This is a genomic window from Pseudomonas sp. AIG, assembly GCF_977020205.1.
Genome location: NZ_CDROCK010000022.1, coordinates 47,952 through 71,007, shown reverse-complemented (window position 1 = coordinate 71,007; position 23,056 = coordinate 47,952). Strand labels below are relative to the sequence as shown.

Annotated in this window: 25 protein-coding genes and 1 riboswitch; of the genes, 19 read left to right on the top strand and 6 right to left on the bottom strand. The window is 60.5% G+C overall.

The window, feature by feature from the left end:
* The first annotated feature begins 133 nt into the window (after positions 1–133).
* Genes ACWR1S_RS14530 through ACWR1S_RS14520 form a run of 3 tightly spaced genes read left to right on the top strand, consistent with a single transcriptional unit; the run spans position 134 to position 1,911 of the window.
* Entirely contained in the window at positions 134–523 is a 390-nt protein-coding gene (locus tag ACWR1S_RS14530; RefSeq protein ID WP_027613073.1) for a carboxymuconolactone decarboxylase family protein, read from the top strand.
* 58 nt (positions 524–581) lie between these two features.
* On the top strand, positions 582–1,346 hold the full coding sequence (locus ACWR1S_RS14525) for a GntR family transcriptional regulator (protein WP_454563982.1): 765 nt from the start codon (positions 582–584) through the stop codon (positions 1,344–1,346).
* 1 nt (position 1,347) lies between these two features.
* On the top strand, positions 1,348–1,911 hold the full coding sequence (locus ACWR1S_RS14520; protein WP_201232809.1) for an NUDIX hydrolase: 564 nt from the start codon (positions 1,348–1,350) through the stop codon (positions 1,909–1,911).
* A 153-nt stretch (positions 1,912–2,064) separates the two neighbouring features.
* Here ACWR1S_RS14520 and ACWR1S_RS14515 read toward each other — a convergent pair whose 3' ends face one another.
* On the bottom strand, positions 2,065–2,361 hold the full coding sequence (locus ACWR1S_RS14515; protein ID WP_454563981.1) for a DUF1330 domain-containing protein: 297 nt from the start codon (positions 2,359–2,361) through the stop codon (positions 2,065–2,067).
* 68 nt (positions 2,362–2,429) lie between these two features.
* Between ACWR1S_RS14515 and ribBA the strand changes: the two genes are divergently transcribed.
* From ribBA to ACWR1S_RS14490, 5 genes are all read left to right on the top strand, one after another.
* Positions 2,430–3,539 carry a bifunctional 3,4-dihydroxy-2-butanone-4-phosphate synthase/GTP cyclohydrolase II gene (gene ribBA / locus ACWR1S_RS14510; protein ID WP_454563980.1) on the top strand — a complete coding sequence of 370 codons (1,110 nt, stop codon included), beginning with the start codon at positions 2,430–2,432 and terminating at the stop codon, positions 3,537–3,539.
* Positions 3,540–3,904: 365 nt separating this feature from the next.
* Positions 3,905–4,930 carry an ABC transporter substrate-binding protein gene (locus ACWR1S_RS14505; RefSeq protein ID WP_397481783.1) on the top strand — a complete coding sequence of 342 codons (1,026 nt, stop codon included), beginning with the start codon at positions 3,905–3,907 and terminating at the stop codon, positions 4,928–4,930.
* Complete coding sequence (locus ACWR1S_RS14500) at positions 4,927–5,874, top strand: ABC transporter permease (RefSeq protein ID WP_454563979.1); 948 nt, start codon at positions 4,927–4,929, stop codon at positions 5,872–5,874. Before ACWR1S_RS14505 ends, ACWR1S_RS14500 begins: the two co-directional genes overlap by 4 nt.
* A 6-nt stretch (positions 5,875–5,880) precedes the next feature.
* Positions 5,881–6,690, top strand: a complete 810-nt coding sequence (locus ACWR1S_RS14495) for an ABC transporter permease (protein ID WP_122594265.1) — start codon at positions 5,881–5,883, stop codon at positions 6,688–6,690.
* 17 nt (positions 6,691–6,707) lie between these two features.
* On the top strand, positions 6,708–7,862 hold the full coding sequence (locus ACWR1S_RS14490; protein ID WP_134173701.1) for an ABC transporter ATP-binding protein: 1,155 nt from the start codon (positions 6,708–6,710) through the stop codon (positions 7,860–7,862).
* Between the two features lie 217 nt (positions 7,863–8,079).
* Here ACWR1S_RS14490 and ACWR1S_RS14485 read toward each other — a convergent pair whose 3' ends face one another.
* Positions 8,080–8,805, bottom strand: coding sequence for a transporter substrate-binding domain-containing protein (locus tag ACWR1S_RS14485; protein ID WP_454563978.1), 726 nt, complete (start codon positions 8,803–8,805; stop codon positions 8,080–8,082).
* Positions 8,806–8,887: 82 nt separating this feature from the next.
* Complete coding sequence (locus ACWR1S_RS14480) at positions 8,888–9,463, bottom strand: TetR/AcrR family transcriptional regulator (RefSeq protein WP_038368069.1); 576 nt, start codon at positions 9,461–9,463, stop codon at positions 8,888–8,890.
* Positions 9,464–9,612: 149 nt separating this feature from the next.
* Here ACWR1S_RS14480 and ACWR1S_RS14475 point away from each other — a divergent pair, with 149 nt between their 5' ends.
* Both ACWR1S_RS14475 and ACWR1S_RS14470 read left to right on the top strand, forming a co-directional pair.
* Positions 9,613–10,410, top strand: a complete 798-nt coding sequence (locus ACWR1S_RS14475) for a crotonase/enoyl-CoA hydratase family protein (protein WP_064392982.1) — start codon at positions 9,613–9,615, stop codon at positions 10,408–10,410.
* Between the two features lie 31 nt (positions 10,411–10,441).
* Positions 10,442–11,335, top strand: coding sequence for an alpha/beta hydrolase family protein (locus tag ACWR1S_RS14470; protein ID WP_454563977.1), 894 nt, complete (start codon positions 10,442–10,444; stop codon positions 11,333–11,335).
* A gap of 105 nt (positions 11,336–11,440) precedes the next feature.
* Here the strand turns inward: ACWR1S_RS14470 and map are convergent, their stop codons facing one another.
* From map to ACWR1S_RS14455, 3 genes are all read right to left on the bottom strand, one after another.
* On the bottom strand, positions 11,441–12,232 hold the full coding sequence (gene map, locus ACWR1S_RS14465; protein ID WP_454563976.1) for a type I methionyl aminopeptidase: 792 nt from the start codon (positions 12,230–12,232) through the stop codon (positions 11,441–11,443).
* Positions 12,229–12,456, bottom strand: coding sequence for a ParD-like family protein (locus tag ACWR1S_RS14460; protein WP_007918027.1), 228 nt, complete (start codon positions 12,454–12,456; stop codon positions 12,229–12,231). The genes map and ACWR1S_RS14460 overlap by 4 nt, the downstream gene beginning before the upstream one ends.
* A gap of 64 nt (positions 12,457–12,520) precedes the next feature.
* Positions 12,521–13,378 (bottom strand): LysR substrate-binding domain-containing protein, encoded by an 858-nt coding sequence (locus ACWR1S_RS14455; protein WP_454563975.1) that lies wholly within the window; start codon positions 13,376–13,378, stop codon positions 12,521–12,523.
* A 109-nt stretch (positions 13,379–13,487) separates the two neighbouring features.
* Between ACWR1S_RS14455 and phnD the strand changes: the two genes are divergently transcribed.
* The 9 genes from phnD to ACWR1S_RS14410 all read left to right on the top strand — a co-directional run bounded on the left by phnD (position 13,488) and on the right by ACWR1S_RS14410 (position 23,048).
* A complete protein-coding gene (phnD, locus tag ACWR1S_RS14450; protein ID WP_454563974.1) occupies positions 13,488–14,354 on the top strand; it encodes a phosphonate ABC transporter substrate-binding protein in 867 nt (288 codons plus the stop codon).
* Positions 14,351–15,142 carry a phosphonate ABC transporter ATP-binding protein gene (phnC, locus tag ACWR1S_RS14445; RefSeq protein ID WP_454563973.1) on the top strand — a complete coding sequence of 264 codons (792 nt, stop codon included), beginning with the start codon at positions 14,351–14,353 and terminating at the stop codon, positions 15,140–15,142. The genes phnD and phnC overlap by 4 nt, the downstream gene beginning before the upstream one ends.
* A gap of 2 nt (positions 15,143–15,144) precedes the next feature.
* Complete coding sequence (gene phnE, locus ACWR1S_RS14440) at positions 15,145–15,963, top strand: phosphonate ABC transporter, permease protein PhnE (RefSeq protein WP_454563972.1); 819 nt, start codon at positions 15,145–15,147, stop codon at positions 15,961–15,963.
* Positions 15,964–16,073: 110 nt separating this feature from the next.
* Entirely contained in the window at positions 16,074–17,165 is a 1,092-nt protein-coding gene (gene psrA / locus ACWR1S_RS14435) for an iron-containing alcohol dehydrogenase PsrA (protein WP_454563971.1), read from the top strand.
* Between the two features lie 131 nt (positions 17,166–17,296).
* Positions 17,297–18,592 carry an MFS transporter gene (locus tag ACWR1S_RS14430; RefSeq protein ID WP_454563970.1) on the top strand — a complete coding sequence of 432 codons (1,296 nt, stop codon included), beginning with the start codon at positions 17,297–17,299 and terminating at the stop codon, positions 18,590–18,592.
* Positions 18,593–18,602: 10 nt separating this feature from the next.
* A complete protein-coding gene (locus tag ACWR1S_RS14425; RefSeq protein WP_454563969.1) occupies positions 18,603–19,472 on the top strand; it encodes a LysR substrate-binding domain-containing protein in 870 nt (289 codons plus the stop codon).
* 73 nt (positions 19,473–19,545) lie between these two features.
* On the top strand, positions 19,546–20,373 hold the full coding sequence (gene phnX / locus ACWR1S_RS14420) for a phosphonoacetaldehyde hydrolase (RefSeq protein ID WP_454563968.1): 828 nt from the start codon (positions 19,546–19,548) through the stop codon (positions 20,371–20,373).
* A 345-nt stretch (positions 20,374–20,718) separates the two neighbouring features.
* Complete coding sequence (locus ACWR1S_RS14415; protein ID WP_454563967.1) at positions 20,719–21,654, top strand: Ppx/GppA phosphatase family protein; 936 nt, start codon at positions 20,719–20,721, stop codon at positions 21,652–21,654.
* Positions 21,655–21,696: 42 nt separating this feature from the next.
* Positions 21,697–21,890, top strand: a riboswitch (cobalamin riboswitch).
* A gap of 144 nt (positions 21,891–22,034) precedes the next feature.
* Entirely contained in the window at positions 22,035–23,048 is a 1,014-nt protein-coding gene (locus ACWR1S_RS14410; RefSeq protein ID WP_454563966.1) for an ABC transporter substrate-binding protein, read from the top strand.
* The last annotated feature ends 8 nt before the right edge of the window (positions 23,049–23,056 follow it).

The following is a 23,056-nucleotide window of genomic DNA, read 5'->3' as shown; positions in this document are numbered from 1 at the left end:
GGATTCACACAAAACCCTGTAGGAGTGAGCCTGCTCGCGATAGCGGTGGATCAGTCGACATCCATGTTGAATGTCAGTCCGCTATCGCGAGCAGGCTCACTCCTACAAGGGATCTGTGGTCACAGGAGGAATGATGAGTAACGAAAAGTATGAAAAAGGCCTGAAGATCCGCACCCAGGTCTTGGGCGAAGCCTATGTGCAGCGTTCAATCGACAACGCCGACGACTTCACCCGCCCGCTGCAGGAAATGGTCACCGAATACTGCTGGGGCCATGTCTGGGGTCGTGAAGGTTTGTCGCTCAAGGAGCGCAGCATGATCAACCTGGCGATGATCTCGGCGCTCAACCGCCCGCACGAACTCAAGCTGCATGTGCGCGGCGCCTTGCGTAACGGCCTGAGTCGTGAGCAAATACGCGAAATTCTGCTTCAGGTCGGCATTTATTGCGGCGTCCCGGCAGCCGTGGACAGTTTCCGGCTGGCCCGTGAAGCCTTCGCCGAAGCCGACGCCGAGGCCTCCAGTTAACCCCTCGGCTGTTTTGATGCCCGTCTGGCATGGACAGCCAACTTAAAGAGCGGACCCCATGAAACGCCAGCCACTCGACGACAGCTTCAAGGTCAATCGCAACCCCGTTACCCTGCGCGAAATCGTGCTGGATAAACTGCGAAGCGCGATCATGAATTTCCAGCTCATGCCCGGTGATCGTCTGGTCGAGCGCGATCTGTGCGATCGCCTCGGTGTAAGCCGTACGTCGGTGCGTGAAGCCTTGCGTCACCTCGAATCCGAAGGCCTGGTCGAGTTCGCCGATGCCAAAGGTCCGCGCGTAGCCATCATCACCCTCGCCGATGCCGTCGACATCTACGAACTGCGTTGCGTACTCGAAGGTTTGATCGTGCAGCTGTTCACCCTGCGCGCCAAGGCCAAGGACATCAAAGCCCTGGAAAAAGCTCTCGACGACAACCGCAAGGCATTGAAGGACGGCGAATTGCAGCAGGTAATCGACTCGGTGCAGGGCTTCTACGATGTGCTGCTCGAAGGCTCGGGCAACCATGTCGCGGCGACTCAGCTGCGTCAGTTGCAGGCGCGCATCAGCTACTTGCGCGCGACCTCGGTGTCGCAGGAAAACCGTCGCGGCGCGAGTAATCAGGAAATGGAAAAAATGGTCGAAGCGATCAAGAGCGGCGATCCGCTGGTGGCGCATCAGGCCTGTGTGGATCACGTTCGTGCTGCCGCTGCGGTAGCGCTCGACTATCTCAAGCGCAAGCAGGAAGAGACCGGCTCTGTCGTTAAAGGCACGCCGGCCATGACCCTGCCGATCGCGCTGAAAGAACCCCGTATAGGTCACTGATATGTTCAGCCCGAGCTATTGCCCGAAATGCGGTGGCCCTGACCTCGGTCAGCAGATACCGGCGGGCGATACGCACGAGCGCCTGATGTGTCGTGGCTGCGGCTACATCCATTACATCAATCCGAAGATTATTGCCGGCTGCATCATCGAGCAGGATGGCAAATACCTGCTGTGCCAACGGGCGATCCCACCGCGCCCGGGCACCTGGACGCTGCCGGCCGGCTTCATGGAAAGCGGCGAGACCACCGAGCAAGCGGCGATCCGCGAAGTCTGGGAAGAAAGCGGCGTGCGCGCGGAAATCGTCTCGCCGTATTCGATTTTCAGCGTGCCGAAGATCAGCGAGGTGTACATCATCTTCCGCGCGATCGCGCTGGAGATTACCGGTCAGTACGGCCCGGAAACCCTCGATTACAAATTCTTCGCCCCGGAAGACATCCCGTGGGAACAGATCTATTACCCGGCAATCCGGCAGATTCTCGAACGCTATATCGAAGAGCGCCAGGCTGGGGTGTATGGGATTTACATGGGCAATGACGACAGCGGCAAGATCCACTTTATCCGTTGATCTCATCCCCCCTTGCCGGTGCCCCATCTGATCGTTCCCACGCTCCGCGTGGGAATGCAGCCCGGGACGCTCCGCGTCCCTTTCAAAGCCGAACGCGGAGCGTCCGAAGAGGCATTCCCACGCGGAGCGTGGGAACGATCAATACCGTAGGTTTCAGAGTGGGACGATGCCTTCAACGATGATGATCTCCGCCCTCGCCCATTCTTCGCGATAACTCTTCGCTTCCTGGTACGCCGCCGAGTGGTAGCACGCCACGGCCTTCTCATAGCTTTCGAATTCGATCACCACGCTGCGCTGCGGCGTCTCGCGCCCTTCCATCGCCTCGCTGCGCCCGCCTCTGGCCAGAAACTTCGCGCCGTACGCGGCGAAGGCTGCCGGCGCGCGCTGGGTGTATTGGCTGTAGTGATCGGCATCGGCTATATCCACATGAGCAATCCAGTACGCCTTCATAGTAACCTCTTTGTTGATTTTGTATTATGGTATACCAATATATTTCCAACGAACCCTGAGAGTCCAGCATGGCCTTCAACAGCATCGAAGAAATCATCGAAGATTATCGTCTCGGCAAAATGGTCTTGCTGGTCGATGACGAAGACCGCGAAAACGAAGGCGACCTGTTGCTGGCCGCCGACCGCTGCACGCCCGAGGCCATCAGCTTCATGGCCCGTGAAGCGCGCGGGCTGATCTGCCTGACCCTGACCGACGAACATTGCCAGCGTTTGGGTTTGGAGCAAATGGTCCCGGCCAATGGCAGCGTGTTCAGCACCGCGTTTACCGTGTCGATCGAAGCGGCGGTTGGCGTGACCACCGGCATCTCGGCGGCGGATCGCGCCTGCACCGTTGCCGCCGCCGTCGCGCCGAATGCTCGCGCTGAAGATCTGGTGCAGCCCGGCCATATCTTCCCGTTGCGCGCCAAGGAAGGTGGGGTGCTGACTCGCGCGGGTCACACAGAAGCGGGTTGCGATCTGGCTCGTCTCGCCGGTTTCACTCCGGCCTCGGTGATCGTCGAGGTGATGAACGACGACGGCACCATGGCCCGTCGGCCGGATCTGGAGGTGTTTGCGCGCAAGCACGGGATCAAGATCGGCACCATCGCCGATCTGATCCACTACCGCCTGAGCACCGAACACACCATCGAACGGATTGGCGAACGTGAATTGCCGACGGTGCATGGCACCTTCCGTTTGATCACGTTTGAGGATCGCATCGAAGGCGGCGTGCACATGGCGATGGTCATGGGCGAGTTGCGCCGTGAAGAACCGACGCTGGTGCGTGTGCATGTGATTGATCCGCTGCGGGATCTGGTCGGCGCCGAGTACAGCGGGCCGACCAATTGGACGCTATGGGCAGCGTTGCAACGGGTGGCGGAGGAAGGTCATGGGGTGGTTGTGGTGCTGGCCAATCATGAATCTTCGCAGGCGTTGCTGGAGCGGGTGCCGCAGTTGACCCAGCCGCCGCGGCAGTTCAGCCGTTCGCAATCGCGGATTTATTCGGAGGTCGGGACTGGGGCGCAGATTCTGCAGAATCTGGGGGTTGGCAAGCTGCGTCACCTGGGCCCTCCTCTGAAATACGCTGGCCTGACCGGGTATGACCTGGAGGTGGTCGAGAGTATTCCGTTCACTGAATAAAGCTGCCCTCACCCCAGCCCTCTCCCGGAGGGAGAGGGAGCCTACCGAGTTGTTTAGTCGCTATACACCGAGCTGAGATACCGAGTCGAACTCAGGTTTTGAACAGCCTCCGATCGGCCCCCTCTCCCGAAGGGAGAGGGCTGGGGTGAGGGGCTGGATCTAACATTCACAAAAAACATCCAAGCCGAACGCATCAAATAACCGCCCGGCCAGATAACCGGTAAGGCAAAGTGCTTGCACAAAGTTTGGAATACCATAATATGATATTCCATAGACCGGACACTCCAACGAACGTCCATCTACTGCTCCCGACAGGCGGGCAACAACGCAAGCCCGCTCAAAAACACAACAATGAGGGCGTGAACATGGTGTTGAACAAAGCTGCAACCGCGATCTTTTTTGCGGGACTGCTCAGCGTCACCGGCCAGGCTGCAATGGCGGCCGAAAGCGTAAACTTCGTCAGCTGGGGCGGAAGCACCCAGGACGCGCAGAAACAGGCCTGGGCTGATCCGTTCAGCAAGGCCAGCGGCATCACCGTCGTGCAGGACGGGCCGACCGACTACGGCAAACTCAAAGCCATGGTCGAGAGCGGCAACGTGCAGTGGGACGTGGTCGATGTCGAAGCCGATTTCGCCCTGCGTGCCGCCGCTGAAGGCCTGCTCGAACCCCTCGACTTCAAAGTCATCCAGCGCGACAAGATCGACCCGCGTTTCGTCAGCGATTACGGCGTCGGCTCATTCTTCTTCTCCTTCGTCCTCGGCTACAACGAGGGCAAACTCGGCGCCAACAAGCCGCAGGACTGGAGCGCCCTGTTCGACACCAAAACTTACCCCGGCAAACGCGCCCTCTATAAATGGCCAAGCCCCGGCGTGCTCGAACTGGCACTGCTGGCTGACGGCGTAGCGGCTGACAAGCTCTACCCGCTCGACCTCGATCGCGCCTTCAAGAAACTCGACACCATCAAGAAAGACATCGTCTGGTGGGGCGGCGGCGCGCAGTCGCAGCAACTGCTGGCGTCCGGTGAAGCGAGCATGGGCCAGTTCTGGAACGGCCGTATCCACGCCCTGCAAGAAGATGGCGCACCGGTTGGCGTGAGCTGGAAACAGAACCTGGTCATGGCCGACATTCTGGTCATCCCAAAGGGCTCGAAAAACAAGGACGCCGCGATGAAGTTTCTGGCCAGCGCCAGCAGCGCCAAAGGCCAGGCCGACTTCTCCAACCTGACCGCCTACGCCCCGGTCAACCTCGACAGTGTGGAGCGTCTGGATTCGACGCTGGCCCCGAACCTGCCGACTGCCTACGCTAAGGATCAGATCACTCTTGATTTCGCGTACTGGGCCAAAAACGGCCAGGCCATCGCGACACGGTGGAACGAATGGTTGGTCAAATGAAAATGGCGGCCACCGCGGCCCGTCCCTCCACTGCCACCGGGAGCGCGACCAGCGCTGCCGGTTCGGCCCACGGAACACAGGCGGTTGCGATGCAGCAAGCCCCGTCCCTCAGACAACGCTGGCGCGGCGCCGGCAACCTCGCGCCAGCGCTGCTGTTCATCGGCCTGTTCTTTCTCGCGCCGTTGATTGGCCTGCTGTTGCGCGGCGTGCTCGAACCGACGCCTGGCCTCGGTAACTATGAACAACTGTTCGCCAACTCGGCGTATGCCCGGGTGCTGCTCAACACCTTTTCGGTGGCCGGGCTGGTGACGCTGTTCAGCCTGCTGCTGGGCTTTCCTTTGGCCTGGGCGATCACTCTGGTGCCGCGTGGCTGGGGGCGCTGGATTCTCAACATCGTATTGCTGTCGATGTGGACCAGCCTGCTCGCCCGCACCTATTCGTGGCTGGTGCTGTTGCAAGCTTCGGGCGTGATCAACAAGGCGCTGATGGCGATGGGCATCATCGATCAACCGCTGGAGATGGTGCACAACCTCACCGGCGTGGTGATCGGCATGAGCTACATCATGATCCCCTTCATCGTCCTGCCGTTGCAGGCAACCATGCAGGCCATCGACCCGATGATTCTGCAGGCCGGCTCGATTTGCGGCGCCAGTCCGTGGACCAACTTCTTCCGGGTGTTCCTGCCGCTGTGCCGGCCGGGTCTGGCCTCCGGTGGCTTGATGGTGTTCGTCATGTCGCTCGGTTACTACGTGACCCCGGCGCTGCTCGGCGGGGCGCAGAACATGATGCTGCCGGAGTTCATCATTCAGCAGGTGCAATCGTTCCTCAACTGGGGCCTGGCCAGTGCCGGCGCCGCGTTGCTGATCGCGATCACTTTGGTGCTGTTCTACTTCTACCTGAAGCTTCAGCCGGAATCCCCGGTTGGCGCCAGTAACGCGAGGTAAGCCGACATGCTCCTGACCCCCAATGCGATGAGCCGGCGCATGCGCTTCGGCCTCTACGCCACCACCGGGCTGATCGGTCTGTTCCTGCTGTTGCCGATCGTGTTTATCGTGCTGCTGTCGTTCGGTTCCTCGCAGTGGCTGGTGTTTCCACCACCGGGCTGGACGCTGAAATGGTACGGCCAGTTCTTCTCCAACCCTGACTGGATGAACGCCGCCGCGGCCAGCCTCAAGGTTGCTGTGCTGACGACAATCTTTGCGGTGGCCCTCGGTCTGCCGACTGCATTTGCGCTGGTGCGCGGGCGTTTCCCAGGTCGGGAAATGCTCTACGGTCTGTTCACCCTGCCGATGATCGTGCCGCTGGTGATCATCGCCGTGGCGGTGTACGCGCTGTTCCTCAAGCTCGGTTACACCGGGACCATGTTCGCGTTTGTCGTCAGCCATGTGATCGTCGCGCTGCCGTTCACCATCATCTCGATCATCAACTCGCTGAAGCTGTTCGATCAGTCGATTGAAGACGCGGCGGTGATCTGCGGTGCTTCACGCCTGCAAGCGGTGTTCAAGGTGACCTTCCCGGCGATCCGCCCGGGCATGGTTGCCGGCGCCCTCTTCGCCTTTCTCGTTTCGTGGGACGAAGTGGTGCTCAGCGTGATGATGGCAAGTCCCACCCTGCAAACCCTTCCCGTGAAAATGTGGACCACCCTGCGCCAGGACCTGACGCCAGTGATCGCCGTCGCTTCGACGCTGCTGATCGGCTTGTCGGTTTTGGTCATGGTCATCGCCGCCGCATTGCGCCGGCGCAACGAAATCAGCGCCTGAGCGCCCAGGAGTACGACATGAGTGCCGTGATCAAAGACGCTTCCCAGCAGAATGACAAACCCCTGGTCAGCCTGCGCAATCTGAACAAGCACTACGGTGACTTTGCCGCCGTCGACAACATCTCGCTGGACATCAAGGACGGCGAGTTCCTGACCTTCCTCGGCTCCAGCGGCTCGGGCAAAAGCACCACGCTGTCGATGCTCGCCGGGTTTGAAACGCCGAGCAGTGGCGAGATCCTCGTCAACGGCCAGTCGCTGGTGAATGTGCCGCCGCACAAGCGTGACATCGGCATGGTGTTCCAGCGCTACTCGCTGTTCCCGCATCTGTCGGTGCGCGACAACATTGCCTTTCCTTTGGCGATTCGCAAACTGGCGGCGGCTGAGCGTGACAAGCGCGTCGATGCAATGTTGAAACTGGTGCAGCTTGAGCAGTTCGCCCATCGCCGCCCTTCGCAACTGTCTGGCGGCCAGCAGCAACGAGTCGCCATCGCCCGCGCCTTGGTCTATGAACCACGCATTTTGCTGATGGATGAACCCCTCGGTGCACTGGATAAAAAGCTGCGCGAGGATTTGCAGGATGAATTGCGCCAACTGCATCGCCGTCTGGGCATCACCATCGTTTACGTGACCCACGACCAGGAAGAAGCCATGCGTTTGTCGCAACGCATCGCGATTTTCAGTCACGGCAAGATTGTTGGTTTGGGCAGCGGTTATGACCTTTATCAGAATCCGCCGAATGCGTTTGTGGCGTCGTTCCTAGGCAACTCGAACTTCCTCAAGCTCAAGGCGCAGGGCAATGCGGCGGCGAGTTTTGAGGGGCAGTCGTTGTCGATTCGCCTGACCGCTGGGTTGCACACCGATCAGGATGTTTTGCTGATGGTGCGGCCGGAAAAGGCACTGGCGTTGAGCGTGGCGCAAGCAATCAGCGAACCGCTGCCGTCGGGCTGGAATGAGGTATCAGCGAAGGTTGTAGAAGTGTTGTTTCTGGGTGAGAGCCAGACCTGCAGCGTAGTCACCTCGGGCGGCACCTCAATGACGGTTAAAGCACTGTCAGCCGCCGGCATGCCGCTCAAGGCTGGCGATCCGGTGCAAGTGCGCTGGGCCACCGCTGATGCTTGCGTCTACACCGAATGGACCGAAAGCGACCTCAACAAAGCCGCCGGCTCCCACTGAAACCCCCTGTAGGAGCTGCCGCAGGCTGCGATCTTTTGATCTTGCCGTTAAAAACAAGATCAACAGATCGCAGCCTCGTTTCACTCGACAGCTCCTACAGGAATGCATTGCAAATGTGGGAGCGGGCTTGCTCGCATAGAGGCTATCGCGAGCAGGCTCACTCCTACAATTGAACCGTGTTTGCCCCTCAGGGCTGCGGTGGCTCTTTTTTTTGCTCTCAAGGCGCGACCGTCACATCGCCCTGCCCACTCTCGGCCAGCGCTGCAGCGACAAACCCTTCAGCCTTCTTGCGCTCGACGAACGCCCGCACATACGCTGCGCCTGCCTCCCGCCCACGGGGCACCGCCATGGCCTGGCGAATCGCCGTGAACGCGCCGTCCAGCACGCGGTAACGCGCGTCGGCATCCGCGACTTTCTGCAATGGCTGACGGACACCGGCGGCGGCATCCAGGTGTTGCTCGATAAACAGGTCAACGGCACCCGCCGAGGTTTCGGCACGCTCCAATTGTGCGTGCTGCAGCGTGCGACTGAGGAACAGGTCGTAGGCTGCGCCTTTGCCAACGGCCAGTCGCAATCCTGGCTGATCGAGATCCTCGACGTTGCGATACGAGGCCTGCGCCTCGACCAGATAAGTCCCTTCAATGATCACGTAAGGCGCGCTGAACGCAATCTGCGCCTCACGCACCGGCTCGATGGCGAGGAATGCCAGATTCCATACGCCCTCTTCCAACGCCGCGAAGACCTTGCCCGCCGCATCAAAGGTGCGCATCTCCAGTTCGACACCCAGCTCGGCAGCCAGCGCGATCGCCAAAGCCACCGAAACACCTTGCGGCGCACCATCTGCTCTGCGCTGCGCCAGCACCGGGTTACCGAAGTTGATGGCGGCATGCAGCACGCCGTCGGGCGCGAGATCGGCCATCACGGCCGGGGTGATTACACTCATCGTGTTGCTCCCTGATTGGATAAGAAATCAGTGTGTGTCGTGACTGACAACTGTCGAGGACACAACACCCAGCGGGTAAGCCTTATGTCGGTGCCTGACAGGCACTCAAATGTTCCAGCGCCCGACGCGTCACCGCATCAATGTAAGCCGCGTCACCATAGACCCGCGCCAGCAGAATCGCCCCCTCGTAATCCGCCACCCATTGTCGAGCGGTCAGCAAGGCTTGTCCCTCATCGACCTCGCCTTCCAGCAAATGCGCAAACGCCTTGGCCCATGCATCGAAAAAACCGCGAATCGGCTCCAGCAATTCACTTTTACCGTACGCCGCATCGACCGCCACCACGCCCATCAGGCAACCAATCGAGTCATCCTGAAACAGCCGCGCAGCCTTGCGGCCCATTTTGCTCAGGCGTTCTTGTGGCGTGAGTTTTTCGTCGAAGGCCACGGCAAACAAGGTCTGGTTGATGACCTGATGCGTCCAGTCGAGCACGTCACGCAGCAAGGCCTCCTTGTTCGGATAGTGGTGATAGAACGAAGCCTTGGTAAAGCCGCAAGCGGACGCAAGCACGTCCATGGTGGTGCCATGATAGCCAAGGCGCTTGAAGGTATTGGCGCACCGCAGAAGCAGCTCTTCACGGGGGATTTTCAACGGTCGCACGAGTATTTCCTGATCCGGATAACTGGCGGTGATTCTATGACATAAGCCTGCCCTTCTCAATTTGACGGTTACCAACTGTTCGTTTAGTTTCTATTTACCGAACGGATGGTCAGTAACTGGCCGCCGACAAAAAATCAGGGAGAGCAGAGATGAACGAAGCCAACAGTGGCCCCGGCCGAGTCACCCGCGAACAACGCGGTCAGTTGTTTTTGATCGGTCTGGATCGCGCCGGCAAACGCAACGCATTCGACAGTGCAATGCTGACGGACCTGGCATTGGCCATCGGCGAGTATGAGCGCAATGACGAACTGCGCTGCGCCGTGCTGTTCGCCCATGGCGAGCACTTCACTGCGGGTCTGGACTTGATGGAACTGACGCCAAAACTGGTGTCAGGCGCCTTCAAGTATCCTGAAGAAGGCATCGACCCATGGGGCGTTTCCAAACCGCGCAGGCGTAAACCGGTGGTGGTTGCCATTGAAGGCATTTGCTGGACGGCGGGCATCGAATTGATGCTCAACGCCGACATCAGCATTGCCGCCACCAATGCCCGTTTCGCTCATCTGGAAGTGTTGCGCGGGATCTCACCCGCCGGCGGTTCCACCGTGCGCTTCACCCGCGCAGCGGGCTGGACCGCCGCCATGCGCTACATGCTCACGGGGGAAGAGTTCGATGCCACTGCCGCCCTGCACATGCGCCTGCTGACCGAAGTGGTCGCACCCGGCCAGACTCTGGCACGCGCCATCGAATACGCCGAATGCATTGCCAAGGCTGCGCCTCTGGCGATTCAGGCGACGCTGCAATCGGCGTTTCTGGCGCAGGATCAGGGAGACGATGTGGCACTGTCGAAGCTTGATGAACAACTGCTGGCCCTGATCAAAACCGAGGATGTCCGCGAAGGCGTCATGGCGATGATGCAAAAGCGCGAACCGCAGTTCAAAGGTCGCTGAAGGCTTTGCTCAACTCACTCGGAACAATTTCATGAACACCATGGCCGCAGCCTTCACCGAATCGATCCAGAGACAGGACATCGCCCTCATTGCCCGCGATGGTTATCCGTTGTCAGCCAAGCGCTACAGCGCACCGGGCGCGGTCAAAGGCAACCTGATCATGGCCGGCGCCACCGGGGTGCAACAGCGTTTTTATCGGCGCTTTGCCGAGCATGCAGCGCGTCAGGGCTTCAATGTCCTGACCCTCGATTACCGGGGCATCGGTGAATCGAAGCCGGCTTCCCTCAAAGGCTTTGAGATGTCTTATCTGGATTGGGCTTATCAGGATCTGGCGGCGGCAGTGGATCTGCTAAGCCAGGAAGCTTTGCCGTTGTATTGGGTCGGCCATTCGTTTGGTGGTCACGCGATTGGTCTGTTGCCCAATCACCCCGCCCTGACGGCTTGCTACACCTTGGGCAGTGGTGCGGGATGGAGCGGCTGGATGTCCAGAGCCGAGGCCTGGAAAATCCGTCTGATGTGGACGTTTGTGCTGCCGGTGATTGTCGCCCGCAAAGGCTACATGGCCTGGAGCATGCTGGGCATGGGCGATGATTTGCCGCTGGGCGTTTACAACGACTGGAAACGCTGGTGCAAATTCCCCCACTACTACTTCGACGACCCCGAGATGAGCCATCTGCATGCGCTCTACGCCGAGGTCACAACGCCATGCGTTTTCGCCACGTCGGTCGATGATCCGTGGGCGCCGCCGCGTTCGCGCGATGCGTTTGTCAAAGCCATGGTGAATGCACCGCTGACATTGCTGGATCTGCAGCCGCCACTGGGCAGCAAACCGTACGGGCACATGGGTTACTTCCGCGAAAGCGCACAGCCGTTGTGGGATGAGGTGCTTGATTGGCTGCAAAGCGCCCCTGCACACACCACATAACCTGAGCTGCCGCAGGCTGCGATCTGTTGATCTTGCTGTTAAAAACAAGATCAACAGATCGCAGCCTCGTTTCACTCGACAGCTCCTACAGGGGTTTTGTGGTGTTTAGGTGATTGGGGAATAGCCTTCGATTTCGTCCGGCCAGGCGGTGAGGATTTCGAAGCCGGTTTCGGTCACCGCGACCATATGCTCCCACTGCGCCGACAACGAGCCATCCTTGGTCAGCACCGTCCAGCCATCGGGCATGTTTTTCACATGACGCTTGCCGGCATTGAGCATCGGCTCCACGGTAAAAATCATCCCGGCCTTAAGCTTCATCCCCTGATTGGGAAAGCCGTAATGCAGAATCTGCGGCTCGTCGTGATAGACCTTGCCAATCCCGTGCCCGCAATACTCGCGCACGACGCTGAAGCCTTCCTTCTCCGCCAGGCTCTGAATCGCGTGGCCGATGTCGCCCAAGGTGGCACCCGGTTTCACCACGCGAATACCCGCGCACATCGCTTCGTAAGTGGTCTTGATCAGGTGCTGCGCCTGAGGTGTCGCCTCGCCGACCACGTACATGCGGCTGGTGTCGCCGAACCAGCCGTCCTTGATCACCGCGATATCTAGGTTGACGATGTCGCCATCCTTCAACGGCGTGCCCGACGGAATCCCGTGGCAGACCACGTCATTAACCGAGGCGCAGACGGTTTTCGGAAAGCCGTGATAACCGACGTTGGCCGGCACCGCTTTCTGCACGTTGACGATGTAGTCGTTGCACAGTTGATCGAGCTGATCCGTGGTGACGCCAGCCTTGACGTGCGGCACCAGCATTGCCAGCACTTCAGCGGCGAGTTTACCGGCGGCGCGGGATTGAGCGATGTCGGCCGGGGTGTTGATCTTGATCTGGTTTCTCATGCGCTGACGGCTTCCTGAGTCAGTTGTTGCAGATCCAGCCCGCCGTTCTGTTCGGCGCGGATCAGCAAGCGGCAAATGGCGCTGTGGTCGAGGTTGGGGTGCAGTTCGGCGAGCATGCCGATGCGCATCCAGTGCTCGGCTTGCGCGTTGATCGAGCGGCTGAGGGCGTTGCTGGAGATCCGCAGGTTCTCGTGCATGTCCTCTGAAATCTTTACGATGCCCATATATGAATCCTATACGATGTGTATATGGAACGTATATTAGCCAAGCCTTAAGCGAAATTGCAAATCAGCTCAGCGCCGCATCGAAAAACGATGAGATAAGCCGACTGGAACGCCGTTCGGCCAAGCAATAAAGATACGTCTCGGTGAACAGCTCTTCGCCCTCGATTCTGATCGTGCGGATTTTCGGGTCGGCAATAAATTCCGCTTCCGACACCACACCCAATCCCAGCCCGCGCACCACCGCTTCACGCAACGCCTCACGACTGCCAATTTCCATGGCGATCCTCGGTTTCACTTGCGCCGCATTCAGCGCCTGCTCCAGCACCAGCCGCGTGGTCGAACCGGGCTCACGTTGCAGCAGCCGTTGCCCTTCCAATTCCTCCAGACGCACGCTGCCGCGATTGGCCAGCAGATGCTCATGGTGCGCGAACAAGATGATCGCGTGCCGCGCATAACGCACCGAACACAACGCCGGATCATCCTGACGCCCGGCCAGCACAGCGATGTCGGTGACGTAATTTTCCAGATCCGACAACACTTGCGCCGAGTTACCGACGCGGATCGACACGTCGATATTCGGATGCTGTTGCAGGTAACTGTCGACCATCTCGATCACATGAAACGGCCCCACCGCACCGACCTTGAGCTGGCCGCTGTCGAGCCGCCCGGAGTCGCGCAGCAGGTTGTGCGCTTCCAGTTCCAGCAAGGCCAGCCGTTGCGCGATGGGCAGCAATTGCCGCCCGACATCCGACAATTCAATCCGCCGCCCACGCCGATGAAACAGTTCGACGTTGTGCTGTCGCTCCAGACTTTGCACCTGCGTGGTCAGTGTCGGTTGACTGAGCCCCGACGCCCGCGCCCCGGCACTGAAACTGCCGTGGCGGGCGACGGCGAGAAAGGCCCGCAATTTGGCGCTCGACATCCATAGACTCCATCAATAGTTAGCTGCGGTTTCGCATATTGAATTGATTGAATGACTGTCACGTGACAGACCTAGCCTGTGGCAACTCCCAACCACACCGTGGAATGCCATGAAAACAATCAAACAGTTTCTGCGTGTCGCCAGCCTCACCGTGATCGCCTTAAGCGCCAGCCAGGTCTGGGCCAAGGACAAGCTGACCATTGGCCTGATTCCTTCGGAAGACTCCCAAGCGATGATCGAATCGAGCAAACAAGTCCTCGACGATCTGCAAGCGAAAATCGGCATGCCGGTGGTGCCGTTCGTGGCCACCGACTACAACGGCATCATCGAAGCGCTGCGCTCGGGCAAACTCGACGTCGCCTATCTCGGGCCGTTTTCCTACGTGCTGGCAACCTCGGTGGCGGACGTCGAAGCGTTCTCGGTGGCGGTGACCAAGAAGACCGGCCAAAGCGCGTACAAAAGCGTGATTCTGGCGCGCAAGGACAGCGGCATTCATTCGCTGGCCGACCTCAAGGGCCATACGTTTGCATTCGTCGACCCGAGTTCAGCGTCCGGGCATCTGTTTCCCAAGGCTGGCCTTGAGCAGGCCGGTTTTGCCCCGGACAGCCTGTTCAAACGGGTGATTTTCTCCGGCTCCCACGACGCCAGCATCCTCGCGGTCGAGAACAAGAAAGTCGATGCCGCCGCTGTCGCCGACCGCATCTTCGCCAGCGCCGTGGCCAAAGGTGTCGTCAAGCAGGATGACTTCGAAATCGTCTGGAGTTCCAAACCGATCCCCGAGTCGCCAATGGTCTGGCGCAAGGCACTCGATCCGGAACTGAAGAAGAAAGTCGCCGACGCACTGGCCTCGATCAAGGACGTACCGTGGGGTGATCAGGGCGTGCTCAATGGCTTCCAGCCCACCACCGACGCGTCGTATGACGTGGTGCGCGAAACCGCCAAGGTGCTCGATCTCGATTTGCGGAGCATGAAATGATCAGCATCCGCCAACTGACCAAACACTACGGTAGCAACCCGGTGTTGCGCGGCATCGACCTTGAAGTCGCTGCGGGCGAATTCGTCGTGGTGCTCGGTCAGTCCGGCGCTGGCAAATCGACCTTGCTGCGTTGCATCAATCGTTTGGCGCAGGCCGACAGCGGCACGCTGAGCGTGGCCGGCATCGACGCCCTCGCCTGCCCCGACACCAGCGTTTTGCGCCGTGAAGTGGCGATGATTTTTCAGCACCACAACGTCGTGCCGCGCTTGAGCGTGTTGAAGAATGTACTGACCGGCCGCCTCGGTTCCGTCGGCACCCTCGCCTCGATTCTGCAGCTGTTCCGCCGCGACGATGTGGCGCTGGCGATGCAATGCCTGGAGCGCGTCGAACTGGCGCACAAGGCCGGCGAGCGCACCGATTCACTGTCCGGAGGGCAGAAGCAGCGTGTCGGCATTGCCCGCGCGTTGGCGCAACGACCGCAGGTAATTCTGGCCGATGAACCGATCGCCAGCCTCGATCCGAAAACCGCGCGACTGGTGTTGCAGTACCTGCGCGATGCCACCCGCGAACTGGGCATCACCGTGCTGTGCAACCTGCATCAGGTCGAATACGCCCGCGAATTCGGCGACCGCGTGGTCGGCCTCGCGCACGGCAATCTGGTGTACGACGGCAACGCTGCGAGCATGACCGACGCCGATCTGGCGCGAATCTATCCCGGGCAATCCGCCGAGCCGTCAGCAGATACGCCGACGCCTGCCCTCTCCTACCGCATGGCTTCGAGGGCTTGAACATGCAATCGCAAAACTATCAGTGGGTCGGCGATCGTCCGCGGGGCCCGCGCAGTTGGCTGACCACCGCCGGCATCGTCCTGATCGTGCTGTGGACGCTGAACTGGAGCGCGCAAGGTGCGCAACTTAGCCTCGGTGAACTGGCGGCGGGATTGCCGCAGATCGGTGATTTTCTCTCACGCACCTTTCCGCCGGATCTGAGCATCCTGCCGCGTCTGGTCGCGCCAGCGGTGGAGACTTTGCAGATCGCCATCTGGGGCACCCTGCTCGGCGTGTTGCTGGCGATTCCGCTGTCGTTTCTCGCGGCACGCAATCTGAGCCGCAACCGCTGGGTGTTTCACGCCACCCGTCAGGCACTTAACTTCACCCGCAGCATCAACGAACTGATCCTCGCGCTGATCTTCGTCTCGGCGGTCGGCCTCGGGCCGTTCCCCGGCGTATTGGCGCTGGCGCTGCATGGGCTGGGCATGCTCGGCAAGTTCTTCGCCGAGAGCATTGAAGAGATCGATCAGGGCCCGATTGAAGCGCTGCAAGCGACCGGTGCGCGGCCGTTGCAAGTGATTGTGTTTGGTGTTTTGCCGCAGGTCATCACCGCGTGGATTGCGGTGATTCTGTACCGCTTCGAAGTCAATCTGCGCTCGGCCACGGTGCTCGGCATGGTCGGCGCCGGCGGCCTGGGTTTCGAACTGGTGAGCAGCCTCAAACTGTTCAAATACCCGGAAACCGCGACCTGCATCATCGTCATTACGTTCATGGTGATTGTCGCCGACGCCATCTCCAGTCGCCTGCGCGCGGCGATCCAGAGCGGTTCGGCGCACTGACGCCGAGCAGCTATCGGCTGAGCCGATTCAAACCTGCGAATTATCGATTTGAGCCGTTGTCGACGGGCGCTGAGTATGGCGCCACACGACAACAACAAGAAGGATCCACCATGACTGCCCGCTTCCAGAACCCAGTTGATACCCGTTTCGGCTGGGGCAGCCTGCAAGACCTCGCTGCCATCACCGAACAGCAAACCGTGGCCCTGGTCACCTTCCCTGAGGCCCGTGGGCTGGGGCTGGTCGATCGCCTGCAAGCGTTGCTCGGCGAGCGTCTGGTCTACGTGTTTGAAGACGTTCAGCCCAATCCTGACGTCGCCCACCTGCGCAGCACTTACGAGCATTTCTGGCAGCACGCCGTCGACTGTGACGTGGTCCTCGCCGTGGGTGGCGGCAGCGCCATCGATACCGCCAAGGCGTTGATCGTCGGCACTGAGTCCGGGCATTTCGATGAACTGTTGGCGTTGTTGGCCACGGGCAAACCCTTCACCCCGGCCCGTTGCAAACAACTGATCGCCGCGCCGACCACCGCCGGCACCGGCAGCGAAGTCACGCCGTGGGCGACAATCTGGGACAGCGCCCGCCAGAAGAAATACTCGCTGCACCTGGACTGCACCTGGCCACGGGTGGCGATCATCGACCCACAACTGATGCTCACCGTGCCGGCCAGCGTCACCGTGTCCACCGGGCTCGATGCGCTGTCCCACGCGCTGGAAGCGATCTGGAATGTCAACGCCAACCCGGTCTCGGACACCTTCGCGATCTCCGCGATCGAGGACATTCTCGAATGCCTGCCGCGCCTGCACAAAGACCTCTCCAGTCACGAATTGCGCAGCCGCATGGCACTGGCTGCGCTTAAGGCCGGGCTGGCGTTCTCCAACACCAAAACCGCGCTGGCGCACTCGATTTCCTATGAGATGACCTTGCGCCACGGCTTGCCCCACGGCATCGCCTGCTCCTTCACCTTGCCGCTGGTATTGGGTTTGGCCTGGGGTCACGACGCCACGCGCGACCGTACCTTGCAACGGGTATTCGGCGCGGACCTGGGCAAAGCCCAACAGCAGTTGCGCGAGTTCCTCCACAGCCTCGGGGTGAAGACCGAGTTTGCCGATTACGGCGTCTCGGCCAAGGACGCCGAAGCCATCATCCACCTCGCGATGCAGGGCGCGCGCGGCAAAAACTTCATCGGATCACAAGCCGCCTGACGTCGCCCGAACACTGAACGACCCAAGCACAGCCGGCGGCGTACAACGCTGCGGTGATTTCCTGTCGCACCGAAAAAGAGTGCACCCGCCGACGACAAATGGCGGGACTCCACAACAATAAGGAAAAGATCATGAATCGTGCCCAAACCATGCCTGGTCTCGCCGTACGTTCTGCCTCGTTCCGGGTCGCGCAGTGGCGCATGCTGCTGGCAGCGATGTTCTGTTACCTGTTTTTCTACACCGGTCGGCAGACCTTCGGTTTTGCCATTCCGGGGATTCAGGCCGAGTTCGGCCTGAGCAAGGAAACCCTCGGTTGGGCCTCCGCGGCGATGCTCTGGGCCTACGCGATTGGTCAGGCGATCAACGGCAACCTCGCCGATAAATTCGGTGGCCGGCGCATCATGACCCTCGGTGCGGTGTTGTCCTGCGGTGCCAACTGGGTGACCAGTTTTGCCGGTGGGTTCACCAGCCTGATTCTGCCGTGGGGCGTCAACGGTTACTTTCAGGCCTTGGGCTGGGCGCCGGGCGGGCGGCTGATTGCCAATTGGTGGGCGGCCGGCGAGCGCGGCAAGGTCTATGGCTTCTACACCTTCGCCGCCGGTTGCGCGTCGATTCTGTCGTACGTCACCTCTATCGTCGTGCTCGAAGTGCTGCAACTGGAATGGCGCTGGATCTTCCGCTTGCCGGTGCTGTTGATGCTCGCCGGCGGGATCATTTTCTATCTGGTAGCCCGCGAACGCCCGCAGGATCTGGGCTTCGAACCGGTGGGCGACACCGGTGTGGCCAACGCTGACGACAAACATCAGGAAGCCGCCCATGGCGAAGTCGAGTCCTCGGCGCAACGCTATAAAGCGGTGCTGAGGAATCCCCGGCTGCTGATCGCCGCGCTGTCACTGGGCTTTCAGAACGCGGCGCGCTACGGCTTGATCGTCTGGGTGCCGGTGCATTTTCTCGGCGCCAACTGGAAAAGCGGCGACAGCATGGTCGACCCGAAATGGATCACCGTCGCCCTCCCCGTCGGCATGGCGGTCGGTGCGTTGAGCAACGGCTGGGTGTCGGACAAGCTGTTCGGCTCCAAACGTTATCTGGCAATCATGCTTTATATGGTGCTGGGTGCTGCGACCAGTTTGTGGATGTGGAGCCTGCCGCCACACAGCGTGATCGGTCTGGTCGCCCTGTTCCTTTGCGGCTTCTTCGTCTACGGCCCGGCCTCGAGTTTCTGGGCGCTGTGTCCCGACCTGGTCGGTGCCAAACGCGCGGGTACGGCGACCGGAATCATGAACTTCTCGTCCTACCTGTTCGCCGGGTTGGCTGAGCCGATGATCGGTCGTTTGCTTGACACCACGGCAAACACGTCTCTCATCTTCATAGTGGTCACCAGCGCCTGCCTGTGCAGCGCGGCAGTGGCATTGTTCATTCGACGCTGATGGGGCTTGCATGTACCAGTATCACAAGTGGTTGCGTTCGTTTCATGCGGTGGCCAAGACCGGCAGCTTTACCCTTGCGGCGGAGTACCTGAGCGTCGGTCAGCCGACCGTCAGCGAACAGGTCAACGCACTGGAGAACACCTTCTCGGTCGAGCTGTTCCATCGCCGTGGACGCTACATCGAAATGAGCGCCGCCGGGCACAAGCTCTACGCGATCACTCAGGGCCTGTTCGGTCAGGAGGATGAAGCCGTGCAGCTGTTGCAGAGCTTCAAGCAACGCAAAACCGGCATGTTGCGCCTCGGTGCAGTGTCGCCGCCGATTGCCATGAACCTGACCTATGAGCTGATGCAGCGCCATCCGGATATCGAACTGGAAACTTCGTTTTCTTCGGAAAAGGACACCCTGGCGCGGTTGTTCAACTTCGATATCGATGTGGCGATTCTGGCCTTGTCGGAATTCGATGAACGCTTCCACACGCGGTTGTATCACCGCTATCCGATCATCGCCGTGGTCCGCGATGACCATCCGTGGGCCAGTCAGGCGCAGGTTCACATCAGCGAGATCAGCGGCGAAAAATGGGTAATGCGCGAGAAAAGTGCGCGCACCCGGCAACTGGTGGAAGAAAGCTGCAAGCGCCTCGATATCGAGCTCAATTGCGTCATGCAACTCAACAGCCGCGAAGCCATCGTGCACGCCATCGTCAAAGGCATCGGCATCGGTTTCGTCTCGGCCGTCGAGTATGCCGAGACCCCGGGTACCACGCCGATCACCTTTGTCGACCACCCGTTCTTTATCGAATACCACCTGTGCTGCCTCGGCATCCGCAGGAACCGGCCAGTGATTGCCGAACTGTTTGATTCGAATCCACCGCTGACCTGATCAGCATTGACCCTTGACCGCCTACCTCATTGCCGAGGGACGGCCCACGCTTACCCGAAAACGGAGATTGACCATGCAGTACCAACAACCGACTCACCTGCAAGCCGCGATCCTCGACTGGGCCGGCACCGTTGTCGATTTCGGCTCGTTTGCGCCAACGCAGATTTTCGTCGAAGCCTTTGCCGAGTTCGGCGTCGCGGTATCGCTGGAAGAAGCGCGCGGGCCGATGGGCATGGGCAAATGGGATCACATCCGCACCCTGTGCAACCTGCCGCAGATTGCCGAGCGTTATCGTGCAGCATTCGACCGCGAGCCGAGCGATGACGATGTGACGGCGATCTACGAACGTTTCATGCCGCTGCAGATCGAGAAAATCGCCCTGCATTCGGCGTTGATCCCGGGTGCGCTCGAAGCGATTGCGGCGTTGCGCGACAAGGGTCTGAAAATCGGCTCCTGCTCGGGTTATCCGGCGGTAGTGATGGCCAAGGTCGTCGAACTGGCGCGGGAAAATGGCTACGTCGCCGATCATGTCGTCGCCACTGATGAAGTGCCGAATGGTCGGCCCTATCCGGCGCAGGCCTTGGCCAACGTGATTGCTCTCGGCATCAATGACGTGGCGGCATGCGTCAAGGTCGATGACACCTGGCCGGGGATTCTCGAAGGGCGCGCCGCCGGCATGTGGACGGTGGCGTTGACCTGCTCCGGCAACGCGCTGGGCCTGACCTACGAGCAATACAAGGCGCTGCCGTCGGATCGACTGGCTGAAGAGCGGGCACGGATCGGCAAGATGTTCGCCCCCTCGCGCCCGCATTATCTGATCGATACCATTGCCGATTTGCCTGAGGTGATCGCCGACATCAATGCGCGTCTGGCCCGGGGCGAAACCCCACAGTCCTGCTGATTGATCGCCCCCCCCGCGCTGATCGTTCCCACGCTCCGCGTGGGAATGCCTCTAGGGACGCTCTGCGTCCAGTGACGCGGAGCGTCAAGGGCTGCGTTCCCACACGGAGCGTGGGAACGATCAACAGCCAAATCGCAGGCAAAAAAAAGCTGCCACGAATGGCAGCAAAAACTTTAAGAACACGCGATGTATTGGCCTCAGCATAGACGCCGGATAATGACAGTGTCGTGACAGCCACACATTCATTCAACCGCCCCCGCCCCGTCATCAGGATGTCATCAAGATCACGGCAGAATCCTCGCAAACCGTCTTGAGCCTCGCGACGGACGCTCTGCAAGGATTCCCATGAAAGACGACGCCTCGCTATTTGCCGCCATCGACCTGGGTTCGAATGCCTTTCGCCTGATGATCGGCCAGTCGGTGCGCAGCCGCAAAGGCTTGCAGATTCAGGAAGTGAAAACCCTGCGTGAACCGGTGCGACTTGCCGAAGGCTTTGACGGCGGCGCGCTGGATGCCTTGGCGCTGGATCGCGGCTGGCAGGCGTTGGCGCGGTTCGGCAAAAAGCTGCGCGGTTTCGAGGCCGGCCGAGTGCGTGCGGTGGCAACCAGCGCGGTGCGCGAGGCGGACAACGCGCAACTGTTTCTCGCCAGTGCCGAGCGGCATCTGGGCTTTCCCATCGACGTCATTTGCGGCCATGAAGAAGCGCGTCTGGTCTACGCCGGCGTGACCCACGCCTTGCCAAGCGCTGAAGACCTGCGCCTGGTGGTCGACATCGGCGGCGGCTCAACCGAGCTGATCCTCGGCCAAGGCTCGCAACCGTTGCTCACCGAAAGCATCGCCATTGGCAGCGGCACCTTGAGCTCGAGGTTCTTTCGCGGCGGCGATGTGTCTGCCGGCGCGCTACAGGAGGCCGAACGTTTCGCCATTCTGCAGTTTGAAAAGGTTGCCCGGCGCTACCGTGCTCAGGGCTGGCAGCAAACCATCGGCTCTTCCGGCACCGCGCGCATGCTCGCCAAAGTGCTCAAGGCCAATCGCCTCAACGACTACGGTCAGGACGGCATCACCTACGGCGGGCTCCTACGCCTGTCGTTGCTTCTGCTGAAGGTGAACAACGTCCAGCAACTGCAACTGGCCGGGCTGCAAGCGCATCGTCAAAGCATCCTGCCCGGCGGTCTGGTGTTGATGCTCGCGGCATTCAAAGTGTTCGGCATTGCGCAAATGCTGCCCTCCGAACCGGGCCTGCGTTTAGGCGTGTTGCACGGTTTGATGAGCCAGCACTAATCCTCCCCACGGCAGATTCGTCTCCCCTTCAGCGGCTCGATCGACTACCATGCCGCCGCCGGTTCCCGAAGGGGACTAACAGGGAATCCGAGGTGCTTGCACAGCATTGATCGGAACTGCCCCCGCAACTGTAGGTGCCGAGCCTGCTCCACGACTGCCACTGGGTAAATCCCGGGAAGGCCGGAGCCAGACGATGACGCATCAGTCAGGAGACCTGCCGGCACAGTGACTACTAACCGGCGGGGTGTCCGGGAAGGACATCGTGCCGTGCGCGTCTTCGTTGGCTGCCCGGCCTTGCGCTGTTTTCCTGACCGCGTTCGATGGTGTGTTTCCAGACCGTACTCTCCCGCTCCCCGTACGGTTCCCTCGGAGACTGCCCCATGCTGCTGCCCCGCATCGCCACCCTCATCACCGGCCTGACCCTTGGCGCCATGGCGCAGGCGGCCCCGACTGTCTACCCGTTGACGATCGAAAACTGCGGCAGCAGCCTGACCTTCCAGCACGCCCCGACGCGCACCGTGACCATCGGCCAGGCCGGCACGGAAATACTCTACGCCATGGGCCTGGGCGACAAAGTCGTCGGCACGTCGTTGTGGTTCAACAATGTGCTGACCAAATACAAAGCCCAGGACGACAAGATCGAGCGTTTGGCTGACAACGAGCCAAGTTTCGAATCGGTGATCGGCAAGCGCCCGGAACTGGTCGCCGTGGAGCTGGAATGGATGGTCGGCCCGCAAGGCGCGGTCGGCACCCGCGAGCAATTTCATGAATTGAAGATTCCGACCTATCTGCTGCCTTCCGATTGCGAAGCCAAGGACAACCTCGTCGGCGCCGACGGCACGCGACTGGCGCCGTTTCGCATCGAGACGATTTACAAGAGCGTGAGCCAACTGGCGCAGATCTTCGATGTGCAGGAGCGTGGCCAGCAGCTCAACGACGAGCTCAAGGCCAGCCTCGCCCATTCGATTGCCACCGCCCAAGGCAAACAGCTGAAGGACGCCAGTGCGCTGGTCTGGTTTTCCAGCGCGCAAATGGACATCGAGCCATTCGTGGCCGGGCACAAAGGCATTCCCGACTTCATGCTCAGCACCCTCGGCGTGCGCAACGTGGTGGAGTCCGATGAGGAGTGGCCAACGGTCGGCTGGGAAACAATCGCCAAGGCCAACCCGACCTTCCTGGTCATCGCGCGCATGGATCGCCGTCGCTTCCCCGCCGACGACTATGAAAAGAAACTCGCCTTCCTGCGCAGCGACCCGGTGACACGCAACATGGACGCGGTGAAACACAACCGCATCATCATTCTTGACGCCATGGCCATGCAGGCGAGCCTGCGCATGTTCGACGGCATCGAGCATCTGGCCACGGCCATCAACGGCTATGACCTGTCGCAATGAGTGCCAGC